The 22,733-nt window shown below is 70.9% G+C and carries 20 protein-coding genes and 2 tRNA genes; 9 read left to right on the forward strand and 13 right to left on the reverse strand.

The genetic code is table 11. From position 1 onward, the window contains the following. Nucleotides 1-13: 13 nt before the first annotated feature. From ACFU7Y_RS15955 to dnaA, 13 genes are all read right to left on the reverse strand, one after another. Nucleotides 14-86, reverse strand: a tRNA-Ala gene (locus ACFU7Y_RS15955). Nucleotides 87-270: 184 nt separating this feature from the next. Next, nucleotides 271-399, reverse strand: a complete 129-nt coding sequence (locus ACFU7Y_RS15960) for a DLW-39 family protein (RefSeq protein WP_014137031.1) — start codon at nt 397-399, stop codon at nt 271-273. Between the two features lie 257 nt (nt 400-656). Beyond that, the gene (locus ACFU7Y_RS15965) at nt 657-995 is read right to left on the reverse strand and encodes a DUF6191 domain-containing protein (RefSeq protein WP_224283161.1); all 339 of its coding nucleotides are present in this window, start codon (nt 993-995) and stop codon (nt 657-659) included. A gap of 121 nt (nt 996-1,116) precedes the next feature. Then, nucleotides 1,117-1,190 (reverse strand) — tRNA-Ile (locus ACFU7Y_RS15970). A gap of 16 nt (nt 1,191-1,206) precedes the next feature. Further along, on the reverse strand, nt 1,207-2,601 hold the full coding sequence (locus ACFU7Y_RS15975) for a class I SAM-dependent methyltransferase (protein WP_380768311.1): 1,395 nt from the start codon (nt 2,599-2,601) through the stop codon (nt 1,207-1,209). Nucleotides 2,602-2,861: 260 nt separating this feature from the next. Continuing rightward, entirely contained in the window at nt 2,862-3,605 is a 744-nt protein-coding gene (locus ACFU7Y_RS15980; protein WP_380768313.1) for a DUF3566 domain-containing protein, read from the reverse strand. A gap of 151 nt (nt 3,606-3,756) precedes the next feature. Further along, entirely contained in the window at nt 3,757-6,294 is a 2,538-nt protein-coding gene (gene gyrA, locus ACFU7Y_RS15985) for a DNA gyrase subunit A (protein ID WP_263455625.1), read from the reverse strand. A 131-nt stretch (nt 6,295-6,425) separates the two neighbouring features. Beyond that, complete coding sequence (gene gyrB, locus ACFU7Y_RS15990) at nt 6,426-8,441, reverse strand: DNA topoisomerase (ATP-hydrolyzing) subunit B (protein ID WP_380768315.1); 2,016 nt, start codon at nt 8,439-8,441, stop codon at nt 6,426-6,428. A gap of 268 nt (nt 8,442-8,709) precedes the next feature. Next, nucleotides 8,710-9,279: a DUF721 domain-containing protein gene (locus tag ACFU7Y_RS15995; RefSeq protein WP_380768317.1), complete on the reverse strand. Its 570-nt coding sequence runs from the start codon at nt 9,277-9,279 to the stop codon at nt 8,710-8,712. A 163-nt stretch (nt 9,280-9,442) separates the two neighbouring features. Then, nucleotides 9,443-10,576: a DNA replication/repair protein RecF gene (gene recF, locus ACFU7Y_RS16000; protein ID WP_224284067.1), complete on the reverse strand. Its 1,134-nt coding sequence runs from the start codon at nt 10,574-10,576 to the stop codon at nt 9,443-9,445. A 41-nt stretch (nt 10,577-10,617) separates the two neighbouring features. Next, a complete protein-coding gene (gene gnd / locus ACFU7Y_RS16005) occupies nt 10,618-11,493 on the reverse strand; it encodes a phosphogluconate dehydrogenase (NAD(+)-dependent, decarboxylating) (protein ID WP_224284068.1) in 876 nt (291 codons plus the stop codon). A 171-nt stretch (nt 11,494-11,664) separates the two neighbouring features. Further along, nucleotides 11,665-12,795: a DNA polymerase III subunit beta gene (gene dnaN / locus ACFU7Y_RS16010; protein ID WP_224284069.1), complete on the reverse strand. Its 1,131-nt coding sequence runs from the start codon at nt 12,793-12,795 to the stop codon at nt 11,665-11,667. A gap of 991 nt (nt 12,796-13,786) precedes the next feature. Then, nucleotides 13,787-15,622, reverse strand: coding sequence for a chromosomal replication initiator protein DnaA (gene dnaA / locus ACFU7Y_RS16015; protein WP_380768319.1), 1,836 nt, complete (start codon nt 15,620-15,622; stop codon nt 13,787-13,789). Between the two features lie 354 nt (nt 15,623-15,976). On the opposite strand from dnaA, the gene rpmH reads away from it, so the two are divergent. From rpmH to ACFU7Y_RS16060, 9 genes are all read left to right on the forward strand, one after another. Further along, a complete protein-coding gene (rpmH, locus tag ACFU7Y_RS16020; protein ID WP_030059672.1) occupies nt 15,977-16,114 on the forward strand; it encodes a 50S ribosomal protein L34 in 138 nt (45 codons plus the stop codon). Nucleotides 16,115-16,132: 18 nt separating this feature from the next. Beyond that, nucleotides 16,133-16,561 carry a ribonuclease P protein component gene (gene rnpA, locus ACFU7Y_RS16025; RefSeq protein WP_224284464.1) on the forward strand — a complete coding sequence of 143 codons (429 nt, stop codon included), beginning with the start codon at nt 16,133-16,135 and terminating at the stop codon, nt 16,559-16,561. After that, nucleotides 16,558-16,929, forward strand: a complete 372-nt coding sequence (gene yidD, locus ACFU7Y_RS16030; RefSeq protein ID WP_224284463.1) for a membrane protein insertion efficiency factor YidD — start codon at nt 16,558-16,560, stop codon at nt 16,927-16,929. Before rnpA ends, yidD begins: the two co-directional genes overlap by 4 nt. Continuing rightward, nucleotides 16,926-18,098 (forward strand): membrane protein insertase YidC, encoded by a 1,173-nt coding sequence (gene yidC / locus ACFU7Y_RS16035; protein ID WP_224284462.1) that lies wholly within the window; start codon nt 16,926-16,928, stop codon nt 18,096-18,098. The genes yidD and yidC overlap by 4 nt, the downstream gene beginning before the upstream one ends. 82 nt (nt 18,099-18,180) lie before the next feature. Then, nucleotides 18,181-18,711 carry a R3H domain-containing nucleic acid-binding protein gene (locus tag ACFU7Y_RS16040; protein WP_224284461.1) on the forward strand — a complete coding sequence of 177 codons (531 nt, stop codon included), beginning with the start codon at nt 18,181-18,183 and terminating at the stop codon, nt 18,709-18,711. A gap of 159 nt (nt 18,712-18,870) precedes the next feature. Continuing rightward, on the forward strand, nt 18,871-19,689 hold the full coding sequence (gene rsmG / locus ACFU7Y_RS16045; RefSeq protein ID WP_380768322.1) for a 16S rRNA (guanine(527)-N(7))-methyltransferase RsmG: 819 nt from the start codon (nt 18,871-18,873) through the stop codon (nt 19,687-19,689). 145 nt (nt 19,690-19,834) lie between these two features. Next, nucleotides 19,835-20,908, forward strand: coding sequence for a ParA family protein (locus ACFU7Y_RS16050; RefSeq protein WP_374120105.1), 1,074 nt, complete (start codon nt 19,835-19,837; stop codon nt 20,906-20,908). Further along, nucleotides 20,905-21,945 carry a ParB/RepB/Spo0J family partition protein gene (locus tag ACFU7Y_RS16055; RefSeq protein ID WP_224284276.1) on the forward strand — a complete coding sequence of 347 codons (1,041 nt, stop codon included), beginning with the start codon at nt 20,905-20,907 and terminating at the stop codon, nt 21,943-21,945. The genes ACFU7Y_RS16050 and ACFU7Y_RS16055 overlap by 4 nt, the downstream gene beginning before the upstream one ends. 132 nt (nt 21,946-22,077) lie before the next feature. Continuing rightward, nucleotides 22,078-22,695, forward strand: a complete 618-nt coding sequence (locus ACFU7Y_RS16060) for a GNAT family N-acetyltransferase (protein ID WP_224284275.1) — start codon at nt 22,078-22,080, stop codon at nt 22,693-22,695. Nucleotides 22,696-22,733 lie beyond the last annotated feature (38 nt).

Consider the following 22,733-nt stretch of genomic DNA (forward strand, 5'->3'; position numbering starts at 1 on the left):
CTGCTGTGAACTGTGGAGCATAGGAGACTCGAACTCCTGACATCTGCCTTGCAAAGGCAGCGCTCTACCAACTGAGCTAATGCCCCTCGACGGCACCGCGCGTGCCAACGGGCACTAGCGTACCGGTTTCCGGCGCGATTCCCAGCGCCGTCCCCCCGGAACGGTGCCATTCCCTGTGGTCGGCCGGTCCGGTTCGTCGACCGGGCCGGCCGGCCCGGGAGGCGCTGACGGGCGCCTCCGGAGTTCGTCGATCGTCAGATCGCCGAGGGCTCAGCGACCGGCCGGAACCGGGTCGGTGGCCTCGGTCCACAGGTCCTGCTCGGCGCGGTCCGCCTGGACCTGACGGTAGACAAAGAAGCCGCCGAGGGCGACCAGGGCGACCAGGAGAAGCTTCTTCACCGCGGGACCTCGTCCTTCGTGCGTTGGTGGACTCAAGAGCCGGATCCGGCCGGACTGACCGGGCCGACGAGTCCAGTTGTGTTTCGAGCGCGAACGGGCGGCCGAGTGCCAGACTGCCCTTGCGGCCGATGATACACACCGGTGTCCCAATCGTGACCAGCCGCCGTACGGCCAACCCGGCGGTGCGGTCCCAGGATTGACGCCACACCTCCTGGCGGCCGCTCCGGCCGCGCCCAAGACCGCCCCGGCGCCCCCGGTCAGGTGCGGCCGGCCGTTCCGTCCACGGGTCCGTCCGGCACCACCACCACGGCCGTGCCGTTCACCAGGTCCACCCTGGTCCGCGGCGGTGCCCCCTCGCCCTCCTCGTCCCGCAGCATCAGGGTGCTGCGGCGTTCGTCCAGCTCATGCTGCTTGCCCGCGGCGAACTGCGCGTGCAGCTGCTCGAATCCGGTGGCCGAGATCTGCCCCTCCCGGCCGGTCCCCCGCCAGGGCACCCAGCGGGCGCGGCCCGCCCGCAGCGCCAGCTGGTCGAGCGCCGCCAGCACCACCAGGGCGCAGACCAGTCCGGGAATGCTCATCGCCCAGAGCACCGCCATGTCGTCACCAACCCTCCACCGTCCCTCCCGGAGAACAGCGGGGGAGGGCGGGCGGTTCCCGGCCCGGCGACGGGGAACGTCGAAGGGCCCGGAGTGGATCACTCCGGGCCCTTCGGGGAGGTGGGCCTAACAGGACTTGAACCTGTGGCCTCTTCCTTATCAGGGAAGCGCTCTAACCGTCTGAGCTATAGGCCCTTGCCGCACTGAAAGATTAGCGGACCGACGGCCGATCTCCCAAATCCGGGCCGGCCGGGGCCGCGGCGGCGCCCCCCGCGACCAGCTGCGGCGCAGCGGCGGCGGGGCGCAACAACCACTCCTCGCGGGTCGACGGCAGACCCGCCGTGCCCTCCTCGGTGCTGCGGACGGCGAGGACCTGGTTGATCCCGATCCGGTTCTGCTCGAAGGCGAGCGCGGAGGCCGCCATGTACAGCCGCCAGACCCGGGCCCGGCCGCGCCCGGCCAGCCGGACCGCCTCCGTCCAGTGCGCCTCCAGGTTGGCCACCCACTCGCGCAGGGTCAGCCCGTAGTGCTCGCGCAGCGACTCGACGTCCCGGACCTCGAAGCCGGCCTCCTCCAACCGGGCCACGGTGGAGCCGACGGGGGAGAGCTCGCCGTCCGGGAACACGTAGCGGTCGATGAACGGGCTGGTGCGGTGCGGCTCGCCGGGCACGTCGGGGCGGCGGGCGATCTGGTGGTTGAGCAGCCGGCCGCCGGGCACCAGCAGCCGGTACAGGCCCTCGGCGTAGACCCGGTACTGCTCGGAGCCGACGTGCTCGGCCATCCCGACGCTGGAGACCGCGCCGAAGGGCCCGTCGGCGATCTCCCGGTAGTCCTGGAGCCGAACCTCGACCCGGTCGGACAGCCCGGCCTCCTCGACCCGGGCGCGGGCCAGCGCGACCTGCTCCCGGGAGATGGAGACGCCGACCGCGGTGACCCCGTAGTGCTTCGCCGCGTGCAGCAGCAGCGAGCCCCAGCCGCAGCCGACGTCCAGCAGGCGCATCCCGGGGCGCAGGCCGAGCTTGCGGCAGATCAGGTCGAGCTTGGCCTCCTGGGCGGCCTCCAGGCTCTTCGCCTCCGGCGTCCAGTAGGCGCACGAGTAGACCATCGAGGAGCCCAGCACGATCCGGTAGAAGTCGTTCCCGACGTCGTAGTGGTGGCTGATGGCCGCGCGGTCCCGGCTGCGGCTGTGCAGCCGCCCGTCGGCCCTGCGGACCTCCTCGCGGGGCGGCTCGGGATCGAGGCCGACCGCTCCGGCCCGCAGCGCGGCGGCGAGCACCCGGCGGCCCCTGGCCCCGAGCACGTCGCGCGGCCCGAGGGCCAGGGTGCGGATCTCCGGCCGCTCGGCGAAGCGGGCGACGGCGGAGAGCGTCTCGTACAGGTCGGTGCCGGGGGCGAGTTCCAGGTCCCCCGCGACGTAGGCCCGGGCCAGTCCCAGCTCGTTCGGCTGCCAGATCAGCCGGCGCAGTGCCCGGCGGTTGCGCAGGACCACGGTGGGCGCGCCCGGCGGCCCGGCGACGCTGCCGTCCCAGACCTGCACCCGCAGCGGCACCGGGACCCCCAACAGCCCTTCCAGGGCCTCGACCAGTTGACCTGCGAGCTTCGCCACCGCGCGCCTCCGTCCAGTCGTCCTGCGGAACCTCAGCTGACCCGGTCGGGCGGACCGGGGGCGGCCTGCGGCACTCCCAGGCGCGGGAGGGGTGGCACCCAGCTAATCCCACCGCGGCCGCCCGGTCTCCGGACGGCGCGCCGCGGGCGGCCGGCTGTCACCCGAAATGCCGACGGGCCCCACCGGCTGGAACAGCCTGCGGGGCCCGTGCATTCCGTCCCCGGACGGAGAGCTGAGCGAGGGTCAGGATCCGGCCGGGATCAGTCCTCCTCGGCCAGGGTGAGCTCGACGCCGCCGGTGAAGCCGGCCGCCGCGTTGTAGATGAACGCGGAGAGCGTGGACAGGGCGGTCAGCAGGACGACGTCGACCACGGCGATCAGCGTGGTGAAGGTCATCACCTTGCCGAAGCCGATGTAGTCCATCAGGTTGAGGCCACCGCTGCTGTCCGAGCCGGTGACGTCCTTGAGGGTCTTGGTCAGCGAGTCGAAGACGCCGAGCGAGTCCAGCGTCATCCACAGCACGGCCGAGGCCACGATGATGATGATGCCGACGGCCAGCGACAGCAGGAAGCTGACCTTCATCACGGACCACGGGTCGACCTTGGTCACCCGCAGCCGGGCCTTGCGGGTCCGGCCGAGGCCGGTGCCGCCGACCGCGGGGGCGGCCCCGGCCGGGCGGCGCGCCGCCCCGGCGGCGGGCGTACCGCCGACCGGAGTTCCGCCGGCCGGGGTGTTGCCCGAGGTCCGGGTGCCCCGGGCCGGGGTCGGCTGCCCCTTGGCGTACGTGGTCGGCTGCGAGAAGCCGCCCGAGCCGGAGGCCGGGCTGCTCTGCGGCTGCCCCCCGTAGGTCGCGCCGCTCTGTCCCGCTCCGCCGACCGGTGGCATCAGCGAGGTGGACGCGGCCGGGTGCTCGGCCGGCGGCTGCGGCACGCCGTACGAACCCCCGCCCTGCGCGCCCGGACGGCCGCCGGAGGTTCCTCCCGCAGCACCCGTGGCTCCACTCACCTGGTCCTCCCGCACTTCCCACCAGGACGGCGGCGCCGCCCTGCTTCGTCACTCGTCATCCAGCGCCCGGCGGGATTGCCCGGAACTGGTCGGCGTCCGGTGCCGCCGCGTCCCTCTACCAGGACGCAGCGGCACCGGTCTGCGGTTCGGTTCAGGCCTCGACGTCTCCGTCGACCACCGTCTCCGTACCCTCGGCCGTCTCGGTGGACTCGGTACCCGCGACCTCGTCCTCCGCCGTCTCCTCGTCCTCGGCCTCCGCGTTGCGGGCCATGCCCACGACCGCGTCACGCTTTCCGAGGTTGATCAGTTGGACGCCCATGGTGTCACGTCCGGTTTCACGAACCTCGGAAACCCTTGTGCGGATCACTCCACCCGAGAGGGTGATCGCCATGATCTCGTCGGATTCGTCGACCACGAGCGCGCCGACCAGCGAGCCGCGGCCCTCGACGATCTTCGCCGCCTTGGTGCCGTAGCCGCCGCGCCCCTGGACACGGTACTCGTCCACGCCGGTGCGCTTGGCGTACCCGCCGTCAGTGGCGGTGAAGACGTAGGTACCCGGACGGACGACGTTCATCGAGAGCAGTTCGTCGTCCTCGCGGAACGCCATGCCCTTGACGCCGGAGGTGGCGCGGCCGGTGGGCCGCAGCGCGTCGTCGGTCGCGGTGAAGCGGATCGACTGGGCCTTCTTGGAGACCAGCAGCAGGTCGTCCTCGGCGGAGACCAGCTCGGCGCCGATCAGCTCGTCGTCCCGGCCCTCCTCGTCCTGGCGCAGGTTGATCGCGATCAGGCCGCCGGAGCGCGGCGAGTCGTAGTCCTTGAGCGCGGACTTCTTCACCAGGCCGGCCCGGGTGGCGAGGACCAGGTACGGCTTGTCCTCGTAGGTGCGGATGGCCATCACCTGGGTGATGTGCTCCTCCGGCTGGAAGGCCAGCAGGTTGGCCACGTGCTGGCCGCGGGCGTCGCGCCCGGCGTCCGGCAGCTCGTAGCCCTTGGCCCGGTAGACCCGGCCCTTGTTGGTGAAGAACAGGATCCAGTTGTGGGTCGTCGTCACGAAGAAGTGGTCGACGATGTCGTCCTGCTTCAGCTGGGCGCCGCGCACGCCCTTGCCGCCGCGCTTCTGCGAGCGGTAGAGGTCGGAGCGGGTCCGCTTGACGTAGCCGCCACGGGTGATCGTGACGACGATGTCCTCCTCGGCGATGAGGTCCTCGATGGAGAGGTCGCCGTCGGAGGGGATGAGGGTGGAGCGCCGCTCGTCGCCGTACTTCTCGACGATCGCGGTGAGCTCCTCGGAGATGATCTCCCGCTGGCGGGTCGGCGAGGCCAGGATCGCGTTGTACTCGTCGATCTTGCGCTGGAGCTCGTCGTGCTCGTCCATGATCCGCTGGCGCTCAAGGGCGGCCAGGCGGCGCAGCTGCATCTCCAGGATGGCGTTGGCCTGGAGCTCGTCGATGTCGAGCAGGCCCATCAGGCCGGTGCGGGCGGCGTCGGCGCTCGCCGAGGCCCGGATCAGCGCGATGACCTCGTCGATCAGGTCCAGGGCCTTGAGCAGGGCGCGCAGGATGTGGGCGCGCTCCTCGGCCTTGCGCAGGCGGAAGGTGGTGCGCCGGACGATGACCTCGACCTGGTGGTTGACCCAGTGCCGAATGAAGGCGTCCAGCGACAGGGTGCGCGGCACGCCGTCGACCAGGGCCAGCATGTTGGCGCCGAAGTTCGTCTGCAGCTCGGTGTGCTTGTACAGGTTGTTCAGCACGACCTTGGCGACCGCGTCGCGCTTGAGCACGACCACCAGGCGGGTGCCGGTGCGGGCCGAGGACTCGTCGCGGACGTCGGCGATGCCGGCGATCTTGCCGTCCTTCACCAGGTCGGCGATCTTCAGCGCGAGGTTGTCCGGGTTGACCTGGTACGGCAGCTCGGTGATCACCAGGCACTGGCGGCCCTGGATCTCCTCGACCTCGACCACGGCGCGCATGGTGACCGAGCCGCGGCCGGTGCGGTAGTAGTCGTCGATCCCGCGGCGGCCGACGATCAGCGCGCCGGTGGGGAAGTCGGGGCCCTTGATCCGCTCGACCAGGGCCTCCAGCAGCTCCTCGTTGGAGGCTTCCGGGTTCTCCAGGTACCAGAGCGCGCCGGAGGCGACCTCGCGGAGGTTGTGCGGCGGGATGTTGGTGGCCATGCCGACCGCGATGCCGGTGGCACCGTTGACCAGCAGGTTGGGGAAGCGCGCGGGCAGGACGGTGGGCTCCTGCGAGCGGCCGTCGTAGTTCGGCGCGAAGTCGACGGTCTCCTCGTCGATGTCGCGCATCATCTCCATGGCCAGCGGCATCATCTTGCACTCGGTGTAGCGCATGGCCGCGGCCGGGTCGTTGCCCGGGGAGCCGAAGTTGCCGTTGCCGTCCACCAGCGGCATCCGCATCGACCACGGCTGGGCCAGGCGGACCACGGTGTCGTAGATCGAGGTGTCGCCGTGCGGGTGGTAGTTACCCATGACGTCGCCGACGACGCGGGCGCACTTGTAGTAGCCCTTCTCGGGGCGGTACCCGCCGTCGTACATCGCGTAGAGCACGCGGCGGTGCACCGGCTTGAGGCCGTCGCGGACCTCGGGCAGCGCACGGCTGACGATCACGCTCATCGCGTAGTCGAGGTACGAGCGCTGCATCTCGGTCTCGAGCTCGACCGGCTCGATCCGCATGGTCGCCTGGGCGGTGGCCTCGGCGGCCTCGGGGGTCTCGGGCTGTTCGCCTTCGGGACGGTTGTCGTCGACCACTGGTGGTCAGTTTCCTTTCACGCGGACTGGTACGTGCGGGGCCTGGGGTGCAGGCGTCACACGTCCAGGAAGCGGACGTCCTTGGCGTTGCGCTGGATGAAGGAGCGGCGGGCCTCGACGTCCTCGCCCATCAGCACGGAGAACAGCTCGTCGGCGCGGGCGGCGTCCTCCAGGGTGACCTGGAGCAGCAGGCGGTGCTCGGCGTCCATGGTGGTGACCCGGAGCTCCTCGGCGTTCATCTCGCCGAGACCCTTGAAGCGCTGGATCGCGTCGTCCTTGGGGAGTCGGCGCCCGGCCTCCACCCCGGCGGCGATCAGCGCGTCGCGCTCGCGGTCGGAGTAGGCGTACTCGAAGTCGTCCTTGCCCCACTTGATCTTGTACAGCGGCGGCATGGCGAGGTAGACGTACCCGGACTCGACCAGCGGCCGCATGAAGCGGAACAGCAGGGTCAGCAGCAGGGTGCGGATGTGCTGACCGTCGACGTCGGCGTCGGCCATCAGGACGATCTTGTGGTACCGCAGCTTGGACTCGTCGTAGTCCTCCTGGATGCCGCAGCCGAACGCCGAGATCAGCGCCTGGACCTCGGTGTTCTGGAGGACCTTGTCGATCCGGGCCTTCTCGACGTTCAGGATCTTGCCGCGGATCGGCAGGATGGCCTGGGTGCGCGGGTCCCGGCCCTGCTTGGCCGAGCCGCCGGCGGAGTCACCCTCGACGATGAAGATCTCGCACTCGGACGGGTCCTTGGACTGGCAGTCGGAGAGCTTGCCCGGCAGCGAGGCGGACTCCAGCAGGCCCTTGCGGCGGGTCAGGTCGCGGGCCTTGCGGGCGGCGACGCGCGCGGTGGCGGCCTGGATGGACTTGCGGATGATGTCCGCGGCCTCGTTGGGGTTGCGGTCCAGCCAGTCGGCGAAGTGCTCGTTGACCACCTTCTGGACGAAGGTCTTGGCCTCGGTGTTGCCGAGCTTGTCCTTGGTCTGGCCCTCGAACTGCGGCTCGCCGAGCTTGACCGAGATGATCGCGGTCAGGCCCTCGCGGATGTCCTCGCCGGAGAGGTTGTCGTCCTTCTCGCGGAGCAGCTTCTTGTCCCGCGCGTAGCGGTTGACCAGGCCGGTCAGCGCGGCGCGGAAGCCCTCCTCGTGGGTGCCGCCGCCGTGGGTGTGGATGGTGTTGGCGAAGCTGTAGACCCCCTCGGTGTAGGAGGAGTTCCACTGCATCGCGATCTCCACGGAGATCGCCTTGTCCTTGTCCTCGGCCTCGAAGTCGATCACCGAGGGGTGGACGGGCTCGCCCTTGCGGGAGTTGAGGTGGGCGACGAAGTCGGCGATGCCGCCGTCGTACTTGTACGTGACGGTGAGCGGCTTGCCCTCCTCGTCCACGTGCTCGGGGCGCTCGTCGGTCAGCGAGATCGACAGGCCCTTGTTGAGGAAGGCCATCTCCTGGAAGCGCCGGGAGAGCGTCTCGAAGGAGTAGACGGTGGTCTCGAAGATGTCGCCGTCGGCCCAGAAGGTCACCGTGGTGCCGGTGCGGTCGGTCTCCGCGCCCTTGACCAGGGCGGCGGTCGGCGCGCCCATCTTGTAGTCCTGGGTCCAGATGTGGCCGTCCTTGTGGATCTCCACCGAGAGCCGGGTGGACAGCGCGTTCACCACGGAGACACCCACGCCGTGCAGACCGCCGGAGACGGCGTAGCCGCCGCCGCCGAACTTGCCGCCCGCGTGCAGGACGGTGAGCACGACCTCGACGGCGGGCTTGTCCTGGCCGGGGACGATGTCCACCGGGATGCCGCGGCCGTTGTCGACGCAGCGGATCGCGCCGTCGGCCATGATCGTGACGTCGATGGTGTCGGCGTACCCGGCCATCGCCTCGTCGACGGAGTTGTCCACGACCTCCTGCACCAGGTGGTGCAGGCCGCGCTCACCGGTGGAGCCGATGTACATGCCGGGGCGCTTGCGGACGGCGTCGAGGCCTTCCAGCACCTGGATGTTGCTACCGGTGTAGGAAGCCTGGTCGGACTGGTCTGGGGTCTGGCTGGGGTTGCCGGAATCGGCCACGAAGCGCCCTCTCTGGCACAGCACGGGCCGCATGCCCACCCCGTGCGGGCGGGCGTGCGACCACAGCGTTTCGACTCGGTTGCCACTAGCAACAGTGTTTGGCTTCCAGTCTACCGGTACGACTGACAGAGATGGGCGTTTGGCAGCCCTTGAGGGCAGATATGCCGCCCTGAATCCCCTCTGCACATGTCCCGATACTCGCCCGGGGGGCCCAGGGCGCCTGGAAGGGCTGTCAGGGGTTCCGGAAGATTGCCATCCGATCCGCGCACCCGACGGCCGTCCGACTTCCCGCTCAGCCCCAGGTGTCGCCCGGCCCCTTGCTCCCCGGCGCGCGCAGCCGGCCGTAGCCGCGGGCGGGCGCCGCCGGGCCGAGCACCTTGATGGTCCTGACCGTCCGGTGCCCCAGTTCGTGGTTCAGGCGGGCCACCAACTGCCTTGCCAACCAACGTAGTTGGGTGGCCCAGGCGGTGGAGTCGCACTGCACGGTGAGCACCGCGGCGGCCTCGTCGTAGGAGGAGGGGTGGCAGTGCGCGGCGATGTCCGGGCCGACGATCTGCGGCCAGCGGCCCATCACCCCGCCGACGGCGGCCGAGGACTCCCAGCCGCGTTCGGTCAGCAGTCGGTTGAGCGCCGCACCCAGCGGGACCGGGTCGCGGCCGTCCGAGCGGGCGCCGCTGCGCAGGCCGTGCCGCTTCGCCTCGCGCTTCTCCCGGACCTGCTCGCCGCGCTGGCGGGCCTGGGCGCGGGCCGCCCGCAGCGCGGAGCGGGCGAGGTCGGCGCCGGTCGGCTCGGAAGCGCCGGGCCCGGGGGCTTCGGGCTTGGGGGCTTCGGGCTTGGGGGAGTGCTCCGCCGACTCGCTCACGGCGATCTCCTTTCCCCAGCCTGTGGACAACGGTCGCGGTCGCGCGCCCGCCGAGCCGTCCAGCCTACGGGAGCGGGCGGGCCCGTCGGGCCGGGGCGGGGGTGCGCGGAAGTGGTCGCGGTGCGGTGACGTCGGTGCGGCAGTGCCGGTGGAGGGGGCGCGGTCAGGCGTCGATCCGGCGCACCGCGCCGTCGGAGACCGCGAACCGGGCGCCGGACAGTGCCTTCGGAACGTCCTCGGCGACCGCTGCGGTCACCAGCACCTGCTCGCCGTCGGCCACCAGCTCGGCCAGCCGGTCCCGGCGGGCGGCGTCCAGCTCGGCGAACACGTCGTCCAGGATCAGCACCGGCTCGCCGCCGTCGGCGCGCAGCAGCTCGTACGAGGCCAGCCGCAGCGCCAGCGCGTAGGACCAGGACTCCCCGTGGCTGGCGTAGCCCTTGGCGGGCAGCGGGCCGAGCTTGAGCACCAGCTCGTCCCGGTGCGGGCCGACCAGGGTGACGCCGCGCTCGACCTCCTGCTTGCGGACCGCCTGCAACGCGTGCAGCAGTTGCTCCTCGGCCTGCTCGCGGCTGGTCGGCAGCTCGCCCTCGAAGGAGCTGCGGTACTCCAGGGCGGTCTCGCCACCTCCGGGGGCCAGCTGCCCGTACGCGGCCGCCACCAGCGGCTGCAGGGCGGCCACCAGCTGGATCCGGAAGGCCGTCAACTCGGCGCCGGCGCGGGCCAGATGGCCGTCCCAGACCTCCAGGGTGGACAGGTCCGCGCCCTTGCCGCCGCCGGCCCGGCGGGCCATCGCGGCAGTCTTCAGCAGGGCGTTGCGCTGCTTGAGCACCCGCTCGTAGTCCTGCCGCACCCCGGCCAGCCGGGGTGCCCGGGCGGTCAGCAGCTCGTCCAGGAAGCGCCGCCGCTCACCCGGGTCGCCCTTCACCAGGCTGAGGTCCTCGGGGGCGAACAGCACGGTGCGCAGCAGGCCCAGCACGTCGCGCGGGCGGACGCTGTCGGAGCGGTTGATCCGGGCCCGGTTGGCCTTGCCCGGGGTGAGTTCCAGCTCGATCAGGGTGGAGCGGCCGCGGTCCACCACCGAGGTGCGGACCACCGCCCGCTCGGCACCCAGCCGGATCAGCGGGGCGTCGGTGGCGACCCGGTGGCTGCCCAGGGTGGCGACGTAGCCGATCGCCTCGACCAGGTTGGTCTTGCCCTGGCCGTTGGGTCCGACGAAGGCGGTCACGCCCGGGTCGAGGGGAACCTCGGCCCGGGCGTACGACCGGAAGTCGGCGAGCGACAGATGCGCGACGTGCATGGCTGTGGACTGCGCCCGCCTTCTTGTGGAGAACCTTCTGGTTACTTGGACTCGACCGCGTGGCCGCCGAACTGGTTGCGCAGCGCGGCGATCATCTTCATCTGCGGCGAGTCGTCCTGGCGGGAGGCGAAGCGGGCGAACAGCGAGGCGGTGATCGCCGGCAGCGGCACGGCGTGGTCGATCGCGGCCTCGACGGTCCAGCGGCCCTCGCCGGAGTCGGCGGCCCAGCCGCGCAGCTTCTCCAGGTGCTCGTCGTCGTCCAGGGCGCGGACGGCCAGGTCCAGCAGCCAGGAGCGGATGACGGTGCCCTCCTGCCAGCTGCGGAAGACCTCGCGCACGTCGGTGACCTCGGGGGCGGCCTCCAGCAGCTCCCAGCCCTCGGCGAAGGCCTGCATCATCGCGTACTCGATGCCGTTGTGGACCATCTTGGCGAAGTGGCCGGCGCCCACCGCGCCCGCGTGCACCGAGCCGAAGTCGCCCTCGGGCTTGAGGGCGTCGAAGACCGGCTGGACCTTGGCGACGTGCTCGGCGTCGCCGCCGTACATCAGCGCGTAGCCGTTCTCCAGGCCCCAGACGCCGCCGGAGACACCACAGTCCACGAAGCCGATGCCCTTGGCGGCCAGCGCCTCGGCGTGCTTGATGTCGTCGGTCCAGCGGGAGTTGCCGCCGTCGACCACCACGTCGCCGGGGGAGAGCAGCTCGGCGAGCTCGTCGACGGTCGCCTGGGTGGCGGCGCCCGCCGGGACCATGACCCAGACCACGCGCGGGCCCTGGAGCTTGGTGACGAGCTCCTGGAGGCTCTCGACGTCGGAGATGTCCGGGTTGCGGTCGTAACCGATGACGGTGTGGCCGGCGCGGCGGATCCGCTCGCGCATGTTGCCGCCCATCTTGCCGAGACCGATGAGGCCGAGCTCCATGACCAAGTCCTTACCTGTGGTGAACGTGCCTGCCGGCGGCGCCGTTGCCGCACTCCTTGAGCCTACGCGCTGGAGCGGCCCCGGCCGTCTGCGGTCGGCCGAGCGGGGGAGACGTCCACAGGCTGTGCACAGCGGGTGTGCACAGCCTGTGGGTAACCGGACGGGGGCGGATCAGCCGGAGAGGCGGACCGGCATGATCAGGTACTGGTAGGCCTTGTCCTCCTCGGCGTCCACCGAGACCTTGCCGCTGAGCAGCGCAGGCTTGGTCGGGGTGGTGAAGCTGAGCTGGGCGAAGGGGGAGTCGATGGCCTTGAGGCCCTCCTCCAGGTAGCCCGGGTTGAAGGCGATCGAGATGTCGTCGCCCTCCAGGTCGGCCTCGATCCGCTCGGTGGCCTGGGCGTCGTCGCCCGAGCCGGCCTCCAGGGTCAGCACGCCCTGCTCGAAGTTCAGGCGGACCGGGGTGTTGCGCTCGGCGACCAGCGAGACGCGCTTGAGCGCCTCCAGGAAGGGCTGGGTCTGGATCGCGGCGACGGCGCTGAACTCGGTCGGGAACAGGCTGCGGAACTTGGGGAACTCGCCCTCCAGCAGCCGGGTGGTGGTCCGTCGGCCGGCGCCCTCGAAACCGATCAGGCCCTCGCCCGCGCCGCCCGAGGAGAGCGCGATGGAGACGTTGTCGCCGCTGCCCAGGGACTTGGCGATGTCCTGGAGGGTCTTGGCGGGGACCAGCGCGACGGCGGAGATGTCCGACTGCTCGGGCTTCCACAGCAGCTCGCGGACGGCGAAGCGGTAGCGGTCGGTGGCGGCCAGGGTGATCCGGTCGCCCTCGATCTCGACCCGGACACCGGTGAGCACCGGGAGGGTGTCGTCCCGGCCGGCGGCGACCGCGGCCTGGCTGACGGCGGAGGCGAAGACGTCGCCGGAGACGGTGCCGGTGGCCGTCGGCATCTGGGGGAGTGCGGGGTACTCGTCCACCGGAAGGGTGGGGAGGGTGAAGCGGGAGCTGCCGCAGACCACGCTGACCCGCTGGCCGTCGGTGGAGATCTCCACCGGCCGGTTGGGGAGGTTGCGGGAGATGTCGTTCAGCAGCCGGCCGGAGACCAGGACGGTACCGGCCTCCTCGACGTCCGCCTCCAGCTCGACCCGCGCCGAGACCTCGTAGTCGAAGCCGGACAGCGCCAGGCTGCCCTCCTGCGCGGTCAGCAGCAGGCCGGCCAGCACCGGCACCGGAGGCCGTGCCGGGAGGCTGCGGGCAGCCCAGGCCACCGCCTCCGCGAGGACGTCACGCTCCACCCGGAACTTCACCGGTAACCGCCTCCTGGATCGAGCGCTCCCGCTCGCACTCTGGTTCGTCTGATCTTGATCGTCGGTTGGGCTGTCCGCCGAGCTCCGTCACTCCGCTTCCAGTCGCAAGGACAGTCTGACGTACTCCGCCGACAGACGGGGCAGACGGGCGGAAGCAACCCGAACGGTTGTCGGGGTGCGGTTGTCCACAGATTCGGGGCCCACCCACTTTGAAAGCAAGTCCGGGGTCTAAATGTGTAGTGGTAGTAGTAGGGCCTGTGGAAACCGTGGATAACCCCGTTTCCGCAGGTCAGAGCCCAAATTTTGTCCACAGTGGGTGTGGACGGCGGCTGTGGACGGACAGGCCGCGCTGTGGACAGCCGAGCGTTACCCACAGGCCACGCACGGTATCCACAGGTTATCCCCAGGGCTGTCCCCAGATCCGGGCCCGGTTATCCACGGGCGCCGGTCAACTTTTCGTGACGCCTTTCACACCAGGGTATGAACGCCAGCCCACGGTTGTCGAACTGTGGACGCCGCTGTGGACAACCTGGGGATAACCGCCCCTCCCCTGGGGACAACCGGTGGACAACCCGGACGGCCCACTGGTGGCCCGTCAATTGTCCACACCCTGTGGATAACCGTTGTGCACAAGTCCACAGGCACGTGACCTGCGCGGAAGAGCGTAGCGGCGACGGGCCTGTGGACGAATTCTGGATAACTCCGCACTCCCCGCCCTGTGGACGGTGGAGAAGGGGCCGGTCCTGTGGACAACGGCCTTGCGCGCCCCGGGCTTTCGAATCACCGGTCAGCTGTTCGGCGCGGACTGTGGACTGGCGGATCGTCCGTCGACGGCATCCCTGCCCAGTCGGCGCGCGATGCACACCTGTGGATGTGCAAAAGGGCGTCAGGATTCGCTCCTGACGCCCTGAGGGCCCGCCCTGCCGATCATTCCCGGTGCCCGAGCCGATCGACGGGACGGGCACCCGGGGGCCGCACTGCGCGGCGCCGGCTAGCTCTTGATGCGGTTGGTGAGTTCGGTGACCTGGTTGTAGATCGAGCGCCGCTCGGCCATCAGCGAGCGGATCTTGCGGTCCGCGTGCATCACCGTGGTGTGGTCGCGGCCGCCGAACTGAGCACCGATCTTCGGCAGCGAGAGATCGGTGAGCTCCCGGCAGAGGTACATCGCGATCTGCCGGGCCGTCACCAGCACCCGGCTGCGCGATGACCCACAGAGGTCGTCCACACCCAGGCCGAAGTACGCGGCGGTCTGCTGCATGATGACCTGCGCGGTGATCTCCGGGCCGGCGTCCTCGTCCCCGCCCGGGATCAGGTCCTTGAGGACGATCCCGGCCAACTCCAGGTCCACCGGGGCCCGGTTGAGGTTGGCGAAGGCGGTGACCCGGATCAGCGCGCCCTCCAACTCCCGGATGTTGCGGGTGATCCGGGACGCGATGAACTCCAACACGTCGGCGGGAGCGTTGAGTTGCTCCTGGATCGCCTTCTTGCGCAGGATCGCGATCCGGGTCTCCAGCTCCGGCGGGGTGACGTCGGTGATCAGACCCCACTCGAAGCGGTTGCGCAGCCGGTCCTCCAGCGTGGTCAGCAGCTTGGGCGGCCGGTCCGAGGAGAGGACGATCTGCTTGTTCGCGTTGTGCAGGGTGTTGAAGGTGTGGAAGAACTCCTCCTGCGTGGACTCCTTGCTCGCGAGGAACTGGACGTCGTCCACGAGCAGGATGTCCATGTCCCGGTAGCGGCGGCGGAAGGTGTCCGCCTTGCCGTCCCGGATCGAGTTGATGAACTCGTTGGTGAACTCCTCCGAGGACACGTAGCGCACCCGGGTGCCCGGGAAGAGACTGCGCGAGTAGTGCCCGATGGCGTGCAGCAGGTGGGTCTTGCCCAGCCCGGACTCGCCGTAGATGAAGAGCGGGTTGTACGCCTTGGCCGGGGCCTCGGCGACCGCCACCGCCGCCGCGTGCGCGAAGCGGTTGCTGGCGCCGATGACGAAGGTGTCGAACAGGTACTTGGGGTTCAGCCGGGCGGCCGGCTCGTCCTTGCGGGAGCCGCCGGCCGGGGGAGCGCCGGGCGGGGCGGGCACCCCGGGGACGCCGGGACGCTCGGAGCGCTCCGGGGCGGCTTTCTCCGTCGGGCGGCCGCCGGAGGGGCGGGAGCCGCCGGCCCGGCGGCCGGCGCCGGTGCGGGGCTGCTCGTTCGGGCCGGGGCCGTAGGCGCCGCCGAAGAGGTCGCCCTGGGTGGTCGCGGGCGGGCCGGGGACGGGCCGCGGCGCCGGGCGGGGCGCGGACTCCTCCGGATCGCGGTAGGCGGGCGGCTGCTCGTGGTAGCCCTGCCAGCCCTGTCCGCCGCCGGGGCCGCCGTACGGGGCCTGGCGCGGCTCGTAGCCGCCGGTGTCGTAGCGGGGGTGGTCGTAGTCCTGCTCGTACGGCTGCCCCTTCTCGTAGGGCCGGCCGTGCTCGTACGGCTGCTGGTAGTCCTGGCCGCCGTAGTCGGGGGTGTCCTCCTCGGCCGGGCCCGGGTAGGGCTCGACGGGGGCCTGGGCGGCGGGTGCGGGGGTGGTCGGTATCGCGTTGGCGTCGACCATCACGGCGATCCGGACCGGGCGGCTGAGCTCACGGCTGAGGGCCTCGGTCAGCTGCGGCAGCAGCCGGCCCTCCAGCACCTGCTTGGCCCGCTCGTTCGGGGTCGCCAGCAGGGCGGTGTCGTGCATCATCCACATCGGCTGGGTGCGCTGCACCCACTGCTTGTCCATCTCCCCGACATCGGGGTCGCTGACCAGCCGCTCGACGACCCTGGCCCAGACCGGGACGAGGTCGCTGTTGACATCAGCCACTGGTGCACGCTTTCCAAGAACAAACCAGACAAGTTCTACAACGGTAGTCAGCGAACAGGGCCGGATCAAGTCGTTGTCCACAGGCTGTGGGCAAAGCGGGGCGGAGGCTGCTGGTTTGACCCTCGCACCCCGTCCCGCGTACCGTAACCAGGTCGAGTTGTCGATGGCCGCTGCCGCATGTCCGCGGGTCCACCCGCTCCATAAGGCGCGCAGCACGGGCGCCGTGGATTGCCTCAGACCCCAGCCGAACTGGGGCGATGGGCCGGATTTCCGAAATCAGGGGAGATCACGCGGACGCACGGTGACGGCCAAGCGACTCCCCGTCATCCTACGATTCACCTCAGGAGCCCCCGAGTGAGCAAGCGCACCTTCCAGCCGAACAACCGTCGCCGCGCGAAGACCCACGGCTTCCGGCTGCGTATGCGTACCCGCGCCGGCCGTGCCATCCTGGCCGCCCGCCGTGGCAAGGGCCGCGCCAGCCTGTCCGCCTGATCCGCGCCAGAGTCTGTTGTGCTGCCCTCCGAGAATCGGCTGCGGCGGCGCCAGGACTTCGCGACCGCGGTGAAACGCGGTCGCCGGGCCGGCCGGCCCCTTCTGGTCGTCCATCTCAGCAGAGAGGGTGACCCCCAGGGGCAGGCCGACCGGACCAGCGACTCCCGCCCGCACGTCGCCGAGGGGACTCCTTCGGCGCGTGCGGGTTTCGTCGTGAGCAAGGCCGTTGGCCCGGCGGTCGTCCGCAACCTGGTCAAGCGCCGGTTGCGCCACCTCGTTCGTGATCGTCTGTCCAGGCTGCCCGCCGGTAGCCTGATAGTGGTGCGTGCGCTGCCCCAGGCCGCGACCGCCTCGTACCAGGACCTCGAACGTGACCTGGACGCGGCACTCAAGCGGTTGCTGAGGACGGAGCCCGCCGCCACGGCGCCGACGGGAGCAGGGCGATGAAGTACCTGCTGATGGGTCTGATCAGGGTCTACCAGTGGACCATCAGCCCACTGCTCGGTCCGGTCTGCCGTTATTACCCCTCCTGCTCGCACTACGGCTACGAGGCCGTGAAGGTGCACGGGGCGGTCAAGGGCGGCGGACTGACCGCGTGGCGCATCCTGCGCTGCAATCCGTGGACGCCCGGCGGGGTCGATCACGTCCCGCCGCGCAAGCATCCGGTGTGGCACCGGCGGTTGCGAGACTGGCTGAAGAGCCGGTCCGCCACCGGAGACCCGGTGACCGCCACCCCCGCCGGTCCGGACCCCGAGGGCCCGGCGACCATTGGTCCCGTGCGGCCAATCCACCTGTCCAAGGAGCCTGACCGGTGACCTTCTCCTTCCTGAATCCCCTGTACACGGCGGTGTCCTGGATCATCGTCCAGTTCCACTCGCTGTACAGCAACATCTTCAACCCGGACGGTGGCTGGGCCTGGGGTCTCTCCATCGCCTCGATGGTGGTCGTCATCCGGATCTGCCTGATCCCGCTCTTCGTGAAGCAGATCAAGGCGACCCGGGCCATGCAGGCGATCCAGCCGAAGATGAAGGCCATCCAGGAGCGCTACAAGAACGACCGGCAGCGCCAGTCCGAAGAGATGATGAAGCTGTACAAGGAGGCGGGTACCAACCCGTTCTCCAGCTGCCTTCCCATCCTCGTGCAGGCGCCGTTCTTCACCGCCCTCTACGGTGTGCTGGCCTCGGTCGCCAAGGGCAGTTCGATCGGTGTGATCCACGGCGACCTGCTGGTGAGCGCCGGCAAGGCGCACATCTTCGGCGCCCCGCTCTCCGCGACCTTCGTCGGCAGCAGTGAGACCAGCGTCAAGATCGTCACCGCCGTGATGATCATCCTGATGTCGCTGTCGCAGTTCGTCACCCAGCGCCAGCTGATGACCAAGAACGTCGACCTCACGGTGAAGACGCCGTTCATGCAGCAGCAGAAGATGCTGATGTACGTCTTCCCGATCATGTTCGCCGTGATGGGCATCAACTTCCCGGTCGGTGTCCTGGTCTACTGGCTGACCACGAACGTCTGGTCGATGGGCCAGCAGCTGATCGTCATCCACAACAACCCGACCCCGGGCAGCAAGGCCTTCCAGGAGCGCCAGGAGCGACTGAAGAAGGCCGGCCGGCTGCGTTCGGACGGTACGGAGATCAAGGGCGCGCTCTGGGGCATGCTGCCCCCGTCCAAGGCCGCCATCAGCGAGGCGGCCAGCGCCGCCGCGGTCGTGGAGGAGTCGGTTCGGGCGAGCCGCCAGCAGCCCCGTCGGCAGTCCAAGTCCCAGCGCCAGCAGGGCGGTGCCGGGCAGCCGGCCGCCGACCTGAGCAAGGAAACCAAGGCCGAGGAGCCTGTCGACACCGTCCCGGCCGATTCCTCCCCGGCCGACTCCGGTGGCAAGCCGGCGGCCGCCAAGCAGACCGGGGCCAAGCCCGCCGGTACCAAGCAGGGCACCCGGCAGCAGCCGAAGCGCGGTGGCGCCCAGCGGCCGAAGAAGAAGTCCTGACCGGCCCCGAGCCTGGCGTGACAGCCGCGAAGAGCTTCGTTCCCGGCCCGACAGACGGGCCCATCTCCGAAGGAGTCCATCAGTGACGGAAGGCACCACCTCCGCCGTCGAGGCCGAGGCCGCCGCCAGCGCCGACGAGAGCCTCATCTCCCGCCTGGAGCAGGAGGGCGACATCGCGGCGGACTACCTGGAGGGTCTGCTCGACATCGCGGACCTCGACGGTGACATCGACATGGACGTCGAGGGCGACCGCGCCCTGGTCTCCATCGTCAGCGACGGCAACGACCGCGCGCTGCAGCGCTTGGTCGGCCAGGACGGCGAGGTGCTGGAGGCCCTCCAGGAGCTGACCCGGTTGGCTGTCCACCGGGAGACCGGCGAGCGCAGCCGCCTCATGCTGGACATTGCCGGCTTCCGGGCCCGCAAGCGCGAGGAACTGGCGGTGCTCGGTGCCAAGGCCGCCGAGCAGGCCAAGAGCACCGGCGAGCAGGTCAAGCTGCGGCCGATGACGCCCTTCGAGCGCAAGGTCGTCCACGACGCGGTCGCCGCGGCCGGCCTGCGCAGCGAGTCCGAGGGCGAAGAGCCCCAGCGGTGTGTGGTCGTGCTGCCGGTCTGAGGCCGACAGGTCGACGACCGGCCGCCGCGGCGGCCGGAGAGCTTCACCGGACGCGACCCCGTCCGCCTCGTGCGGGCGGGGTCGTCGTCCCTTCTGGGATGTTTCACGTGAAACAGTGCGTTGAGCGGGTCGGTGGATCCGGGGATCGGAGAGGTCGAGATGGACACGGAGAACGCGGCTGCCGGCCGGCCGGGGGCGGACGTGGACCCGGCCGCTGAGGGGCGGGCCACCGAGCTGGAGGCGTTGCCCGAGGCGCCGGCCGCGGCCCGGGAGGTCTTCGGCGAGCGCTACGACGCCGCGGTCCGCTACACCGAGCTGCTGGCCACCGCGGGTGTGCAGCGCGGGCTGATCGGGCCCCGAGAGGTGCCCCGGCTCTGGGACCGCCACGTGCTGAACTGCGCGGTGCTGGCCGAGTTGCTGCCCTCCGGCATCACCCTGTGCGACGTCGGCTCCGGGGCCGGCCTGCCGGGCATCCCGGTGGCGCTGGCCCGCCCGGACGTCTCGGTGACGCTGCTGGAGCCGCTGCTGCGCCGGACCACCTTCCTGGAGGAGGTCGTCCGGGAGCTGGGGCTGGACAACGTCACGGTGCTGCGCGGCCGCGCCGAGGAGATGGTCGGCAAGCTCGCGGTGGACGTGGTGACCGCCCGGGCGGTGGCGCCGCTGGACCGGTTGGCCGGCTGGGGCATGCCGCTGCTGCGCCCGCACGGTCAGATGCTGGCGCTCAAGGGGGACAGCGCGGAGCAGGAGCTGGCCGACTCGCGGGCCGGACTGGCCAAGCTGGGTGCGGTCGAGTGGAGCGTCATCGGGGTGGGCGAGGGCACCCTGGAGACCTCGACCCGGGTGATCCAGGTGAAGGCGGGGGAGAGCCCCGGCGGGGTGAAGGCGGCCACCCGGCGCGCGAAGGCGGCCCGGGCGGGCCGCAACGCGAGCGTCCGGACCGGCGAGCGCGGCCGGGGCGGGCGGCGCCGCGGCCGCTGAGCCGGCGTGACGCCGGACACGTACCGAGCACGGGCGGACGGACCTCCTGAACGGGAGGGGCGTCCGCCCGCGGTCGTTCAGGTGACGGCCCGGTCGACAGCGGGACACCGGAGTGTCGCAACGTCAGATTTCCGGCATAGCGGGCATGGTGTTTCACGTGAAACGTCGCTCCTTGCTCTCGGGCATCCTCCGCCGTGACCGGGCGGCGACTGTTGCCGCTCCGGTTTCACGTGAAACACTGACCCCCATGCAGGACTCGGAGACCGTCGACCATATCGATGACACGCCCATCGCACGGGCTGCCCAGGCTGCGGTTCAGGCGATCGGCCGAGCGGGCGCGGGACTGCCCCGGCCCGCCGCCACCCGGGTGATCGTGGTCGCCAACCAGAAGGGTGGGGTGGGCAAGACCACCACCACCGTGAACATGGCCGCCTCGCTCGCCATGCACGGCCTGCGCGTCCTGGTCGTCGACCTCGACCCGCAGGGCAACGCCTCCACCGCGCTCGGTATCGACCACCACGCCGAGGTGCCGTCCATCTACGACGTCCTGGTGGAGGGCAAGCCGCTGGCCGACGTCGTGCAGCCGGTACACGACGTCGAGGGGCTGTTCTGCGTCCCCGCCACCATCGACCTGGCCGGCGCCGAGATCGAGCTGGTCTCCCTGGTGGCTCGGGAGAGCCGGCTCCAGCGCGCCATCGCCGCCTACGAGCAGCCGCTCGACTACATCCTGATCGACTGTCCGCCCTCGCTGGGCCTGCTGACGGTCAACGCCCTGGTCGCCGGCAGGGAGGTGATGATCCCGATCCAGTGCGAGTACTACGCGTTGGAGGGCCTCGGCCAGCTGCTGCGCAACGTCGAGCTGGTGCGCGCGCACCTCAACCCCGCACTGCACGTGTCGACCATCCTGCTCACCATGTACGACGCCCGGACCAGGCTGGCCGCCCAGGTCGCCGAGGAGGTCCGGACCCACTTCCAGCAAGAGGTGCTGAGCACGGCGATCCCCCGCTCGGTGCGCATCTCGGAGGCGCCCAGCTACGGGCAGACGGTGCTCACCTACGACCCGGGCTCGACCGGGGCGCTCTCCTACCTGGAGGCCGCCCGCGAGCTCGCGCTGCGTGCGGTGGGCCAGGGCGGTTCACTGGTGGGTCAGCAGCGGGACGGTCATCAGGGGCACGGCGCCCCGGTGGCACAGTACGGCACGACGGAGGGTCATCAGTGAGTGCTCGCAGGGTTGGTCTGGGCCGAGGGCTGGAGGCGCTGATCCGCCCCGCCGCGCCGGTGGACGGCGAGGCGGAGGCGAAGTCCGCGGCAGCCGCGCCCGCACCGGCCTCGGTGACGCCGCTGCCGGTCGGCCGCGGCACGGTGGCGGCCCGGGCGGCCGCGGAGAAGCAGGCGGAGCAGGCACAGCCGGCCGGTGCCTACTTCGCCGAGCTGCCGCTGGACGCGATCACCCCCAACCCGCGCCAGCCGCGTGAGGTCTTCGACGAGGACAAGCTGGCCGAGCTGGTCACCTCCATCAAGGAGGTCGGTCTGCTCCAGCCGATCGTGGTGCGCCAGGTCGGTGCCGACAGCTTCGAGCTGATCATGGGCGAACGCCGCTGGCGAGCCTCCCGGGAGGCCGGGCTGGAGCGGATTCCGGCGATCGTCCGGGCCACCGAGGACGACAAGCTGCTGCTGGACGCCCTCCTGGAGAACCTGCACCGCGCCGAGCTGAACCCGGTGGAGGAAGCCGCCGCGTACGACCAGCTGCTGCGGGACTTCTCGTGCACCCACGAGGAGCTGGCCGACCGGATCGGCCGCTCGCGCACGCACGTCTCCAACACCCTGCGGCTGATGAAGCTCCCGCCGTCCGTTCAGCTCCGGCTGGTGGCCGGGACGCTGATGGCCGGGCACGCCCGGGCGCTGCTCGGACTGTCGGACCCCGAGCAGCAGGAGCGGCTGGCCGCGCGGGTCAACGCCGAGGGCCTCACGGTGCGCAACGTCGAGGAGATCGTCGTGCTGATGCGCTCGGAGGAACCGGAGAAGTCGAAGCGCCAGGCGCCGAAGGCGGGCAAGCTGAACTCCCCGGCGTTCAACGACCTGGCGAGCCGGCTGTCCGACCGCTTCGACACCCGGGTCAAGGTCGAGGTGTCGCAGCGCGGCGGCAAGCTGGGCAAGGGCAAGGTGGTGCTGGAGTTCGGCTCGGTGGAGGACCTGAACCGGATCCTGGACAGCATGGCCCCGGGTGAGGACGGTCTGCGGCTGTCGCAGGGCTGAGCCGGACCGGCCGGCCGAGGGCAACGACCCGATGGGTGCGTGTTCCACGTGAGCGCTGTTTCACGTGAAACATGCACCCATCGGCGTTCGTGGGGGAATGCTCGACCGTGAAAGGGAGGAGGAGGTGCGGCCATGGGACGCCGGATCGCTCCGCTGACGCTGGACAACCTCGGGGACCTGCCGACCGGCTGCCGATCCTGCGTGTTCTGGGAGCTGGACCCGGTCAGCGGGAAGCAGGCGGTCGAGTCGGGCAAGCCGGAACTGGAGAAGGAGGGGTGGATCTCCACGGTGCTGCTGGAGTGGGGCTCCTGCGGCCGGATCGTCTACGTGGACGACCGGCCCGCCGGGTTCGTGTTGTACGCGCCGCCCGCCTACGTCCCCCGCTCGCAGTCCTTCCCGACCAGCCCGGTCTCGCCGGACGCTGTTCAGCTGATGGTCAGCCGGGTGCTGCCGGGCTACCAGCGCCAGGGGCTCGGCCGGGTGCTGGTGCAGGCCGTGGCCAAGGACCTGATCGGGCGCGGGGTGCGGGCGATCGAGGCCTTCGGCTCGGCCGGGCGGGTGCCGACCAGCTGCGTGCTGCCGGCCGACCACCTGCTCGCGGTCGGCTTCAAGACCGTCCGCCCGCACCAGCGCTACCCGCGGCTGCGGCTGGAGGCGCGGACCACGCTCTCCTGGCGGGGCGACGTGGAGGGGGCGCTGGAGCGGCTGCTGGGCGGCGGGCGCAAGGAGCCCGCGCTACGGCCGTTCTAGGGGCGGCCCGGAAGACGACGGCGGCGGGGCTCCCCATC

Origin of the sequence: Kitasatospora sp. NPDC057542, from assembly GCF_042801945.1 — a bacterium.
In the GTDB taxonomy this organism is placed as follows: Bacteria; Actinomycetota; Actinomycetes; order Streptomycetales; family Streptomycetaceae; genus Kitasatospora.

Excerpts from the sequence above, each read along its gene's own strand:
- rsmG (WP_380768322.1), top strand. The coding sequence starts at position 18,871 with ATGGACACGGAGAACGCGGCTGCCGGCCGGCCGGGGGCGGACGTGGAC.
- gnd (WP_224284068.1), bottom strand. The coding sequence starts at position 11,493 with ATGGAGCTCGGCCTCATCGGTCTCGGCAAGATGGGCGGCAACATGCGC.
- ACFU7Y_RS16060 (WP_224284275.1), top strand. The coding sequence starts at position 22,078 with ATGGGACGCCGGATCGCTCCGCTGACGCTGGACAACCTCGGGGACCTG.
- ACFU7Y_RS16050 (WP_374120105.1), top strand. The coding sequence starts at position 19,835 with ATGGTGTTTCACGTGAAACGTCGCTCCTTGCTCTCGGGCATCCTCCGC.
- ACFU7Y_RS15965 (WP_224283161.1), bottom strand. The coding sequence starts at position 995 with ATGGCGGTGCTCTGGGCGATGAGCATTCCCGGACTGGTCTGCGCCCTG.
- yidD (WP_224284463.1), top strand. The coding sequence starts at position 16,558 with ATGAAGTACCTGCTGATGGGTCTGATCAGGGTCTACCAGTGGACCATC.
- gyrA (WP_263455625.1), bottom strand. The coding sequence starts at position 6,294 with ATGCGGATCGAGCCGGTCGAGCTCGAGACCGAGATGCAGCGCTCGTAC.
- recF (WP_224284067.1), bottom strand. The coding sequence starts at position 10,576 with ATGCACGTCGCGCATCTGTCGCTCGCCGACTTCCGGTCGTACGCCCGG.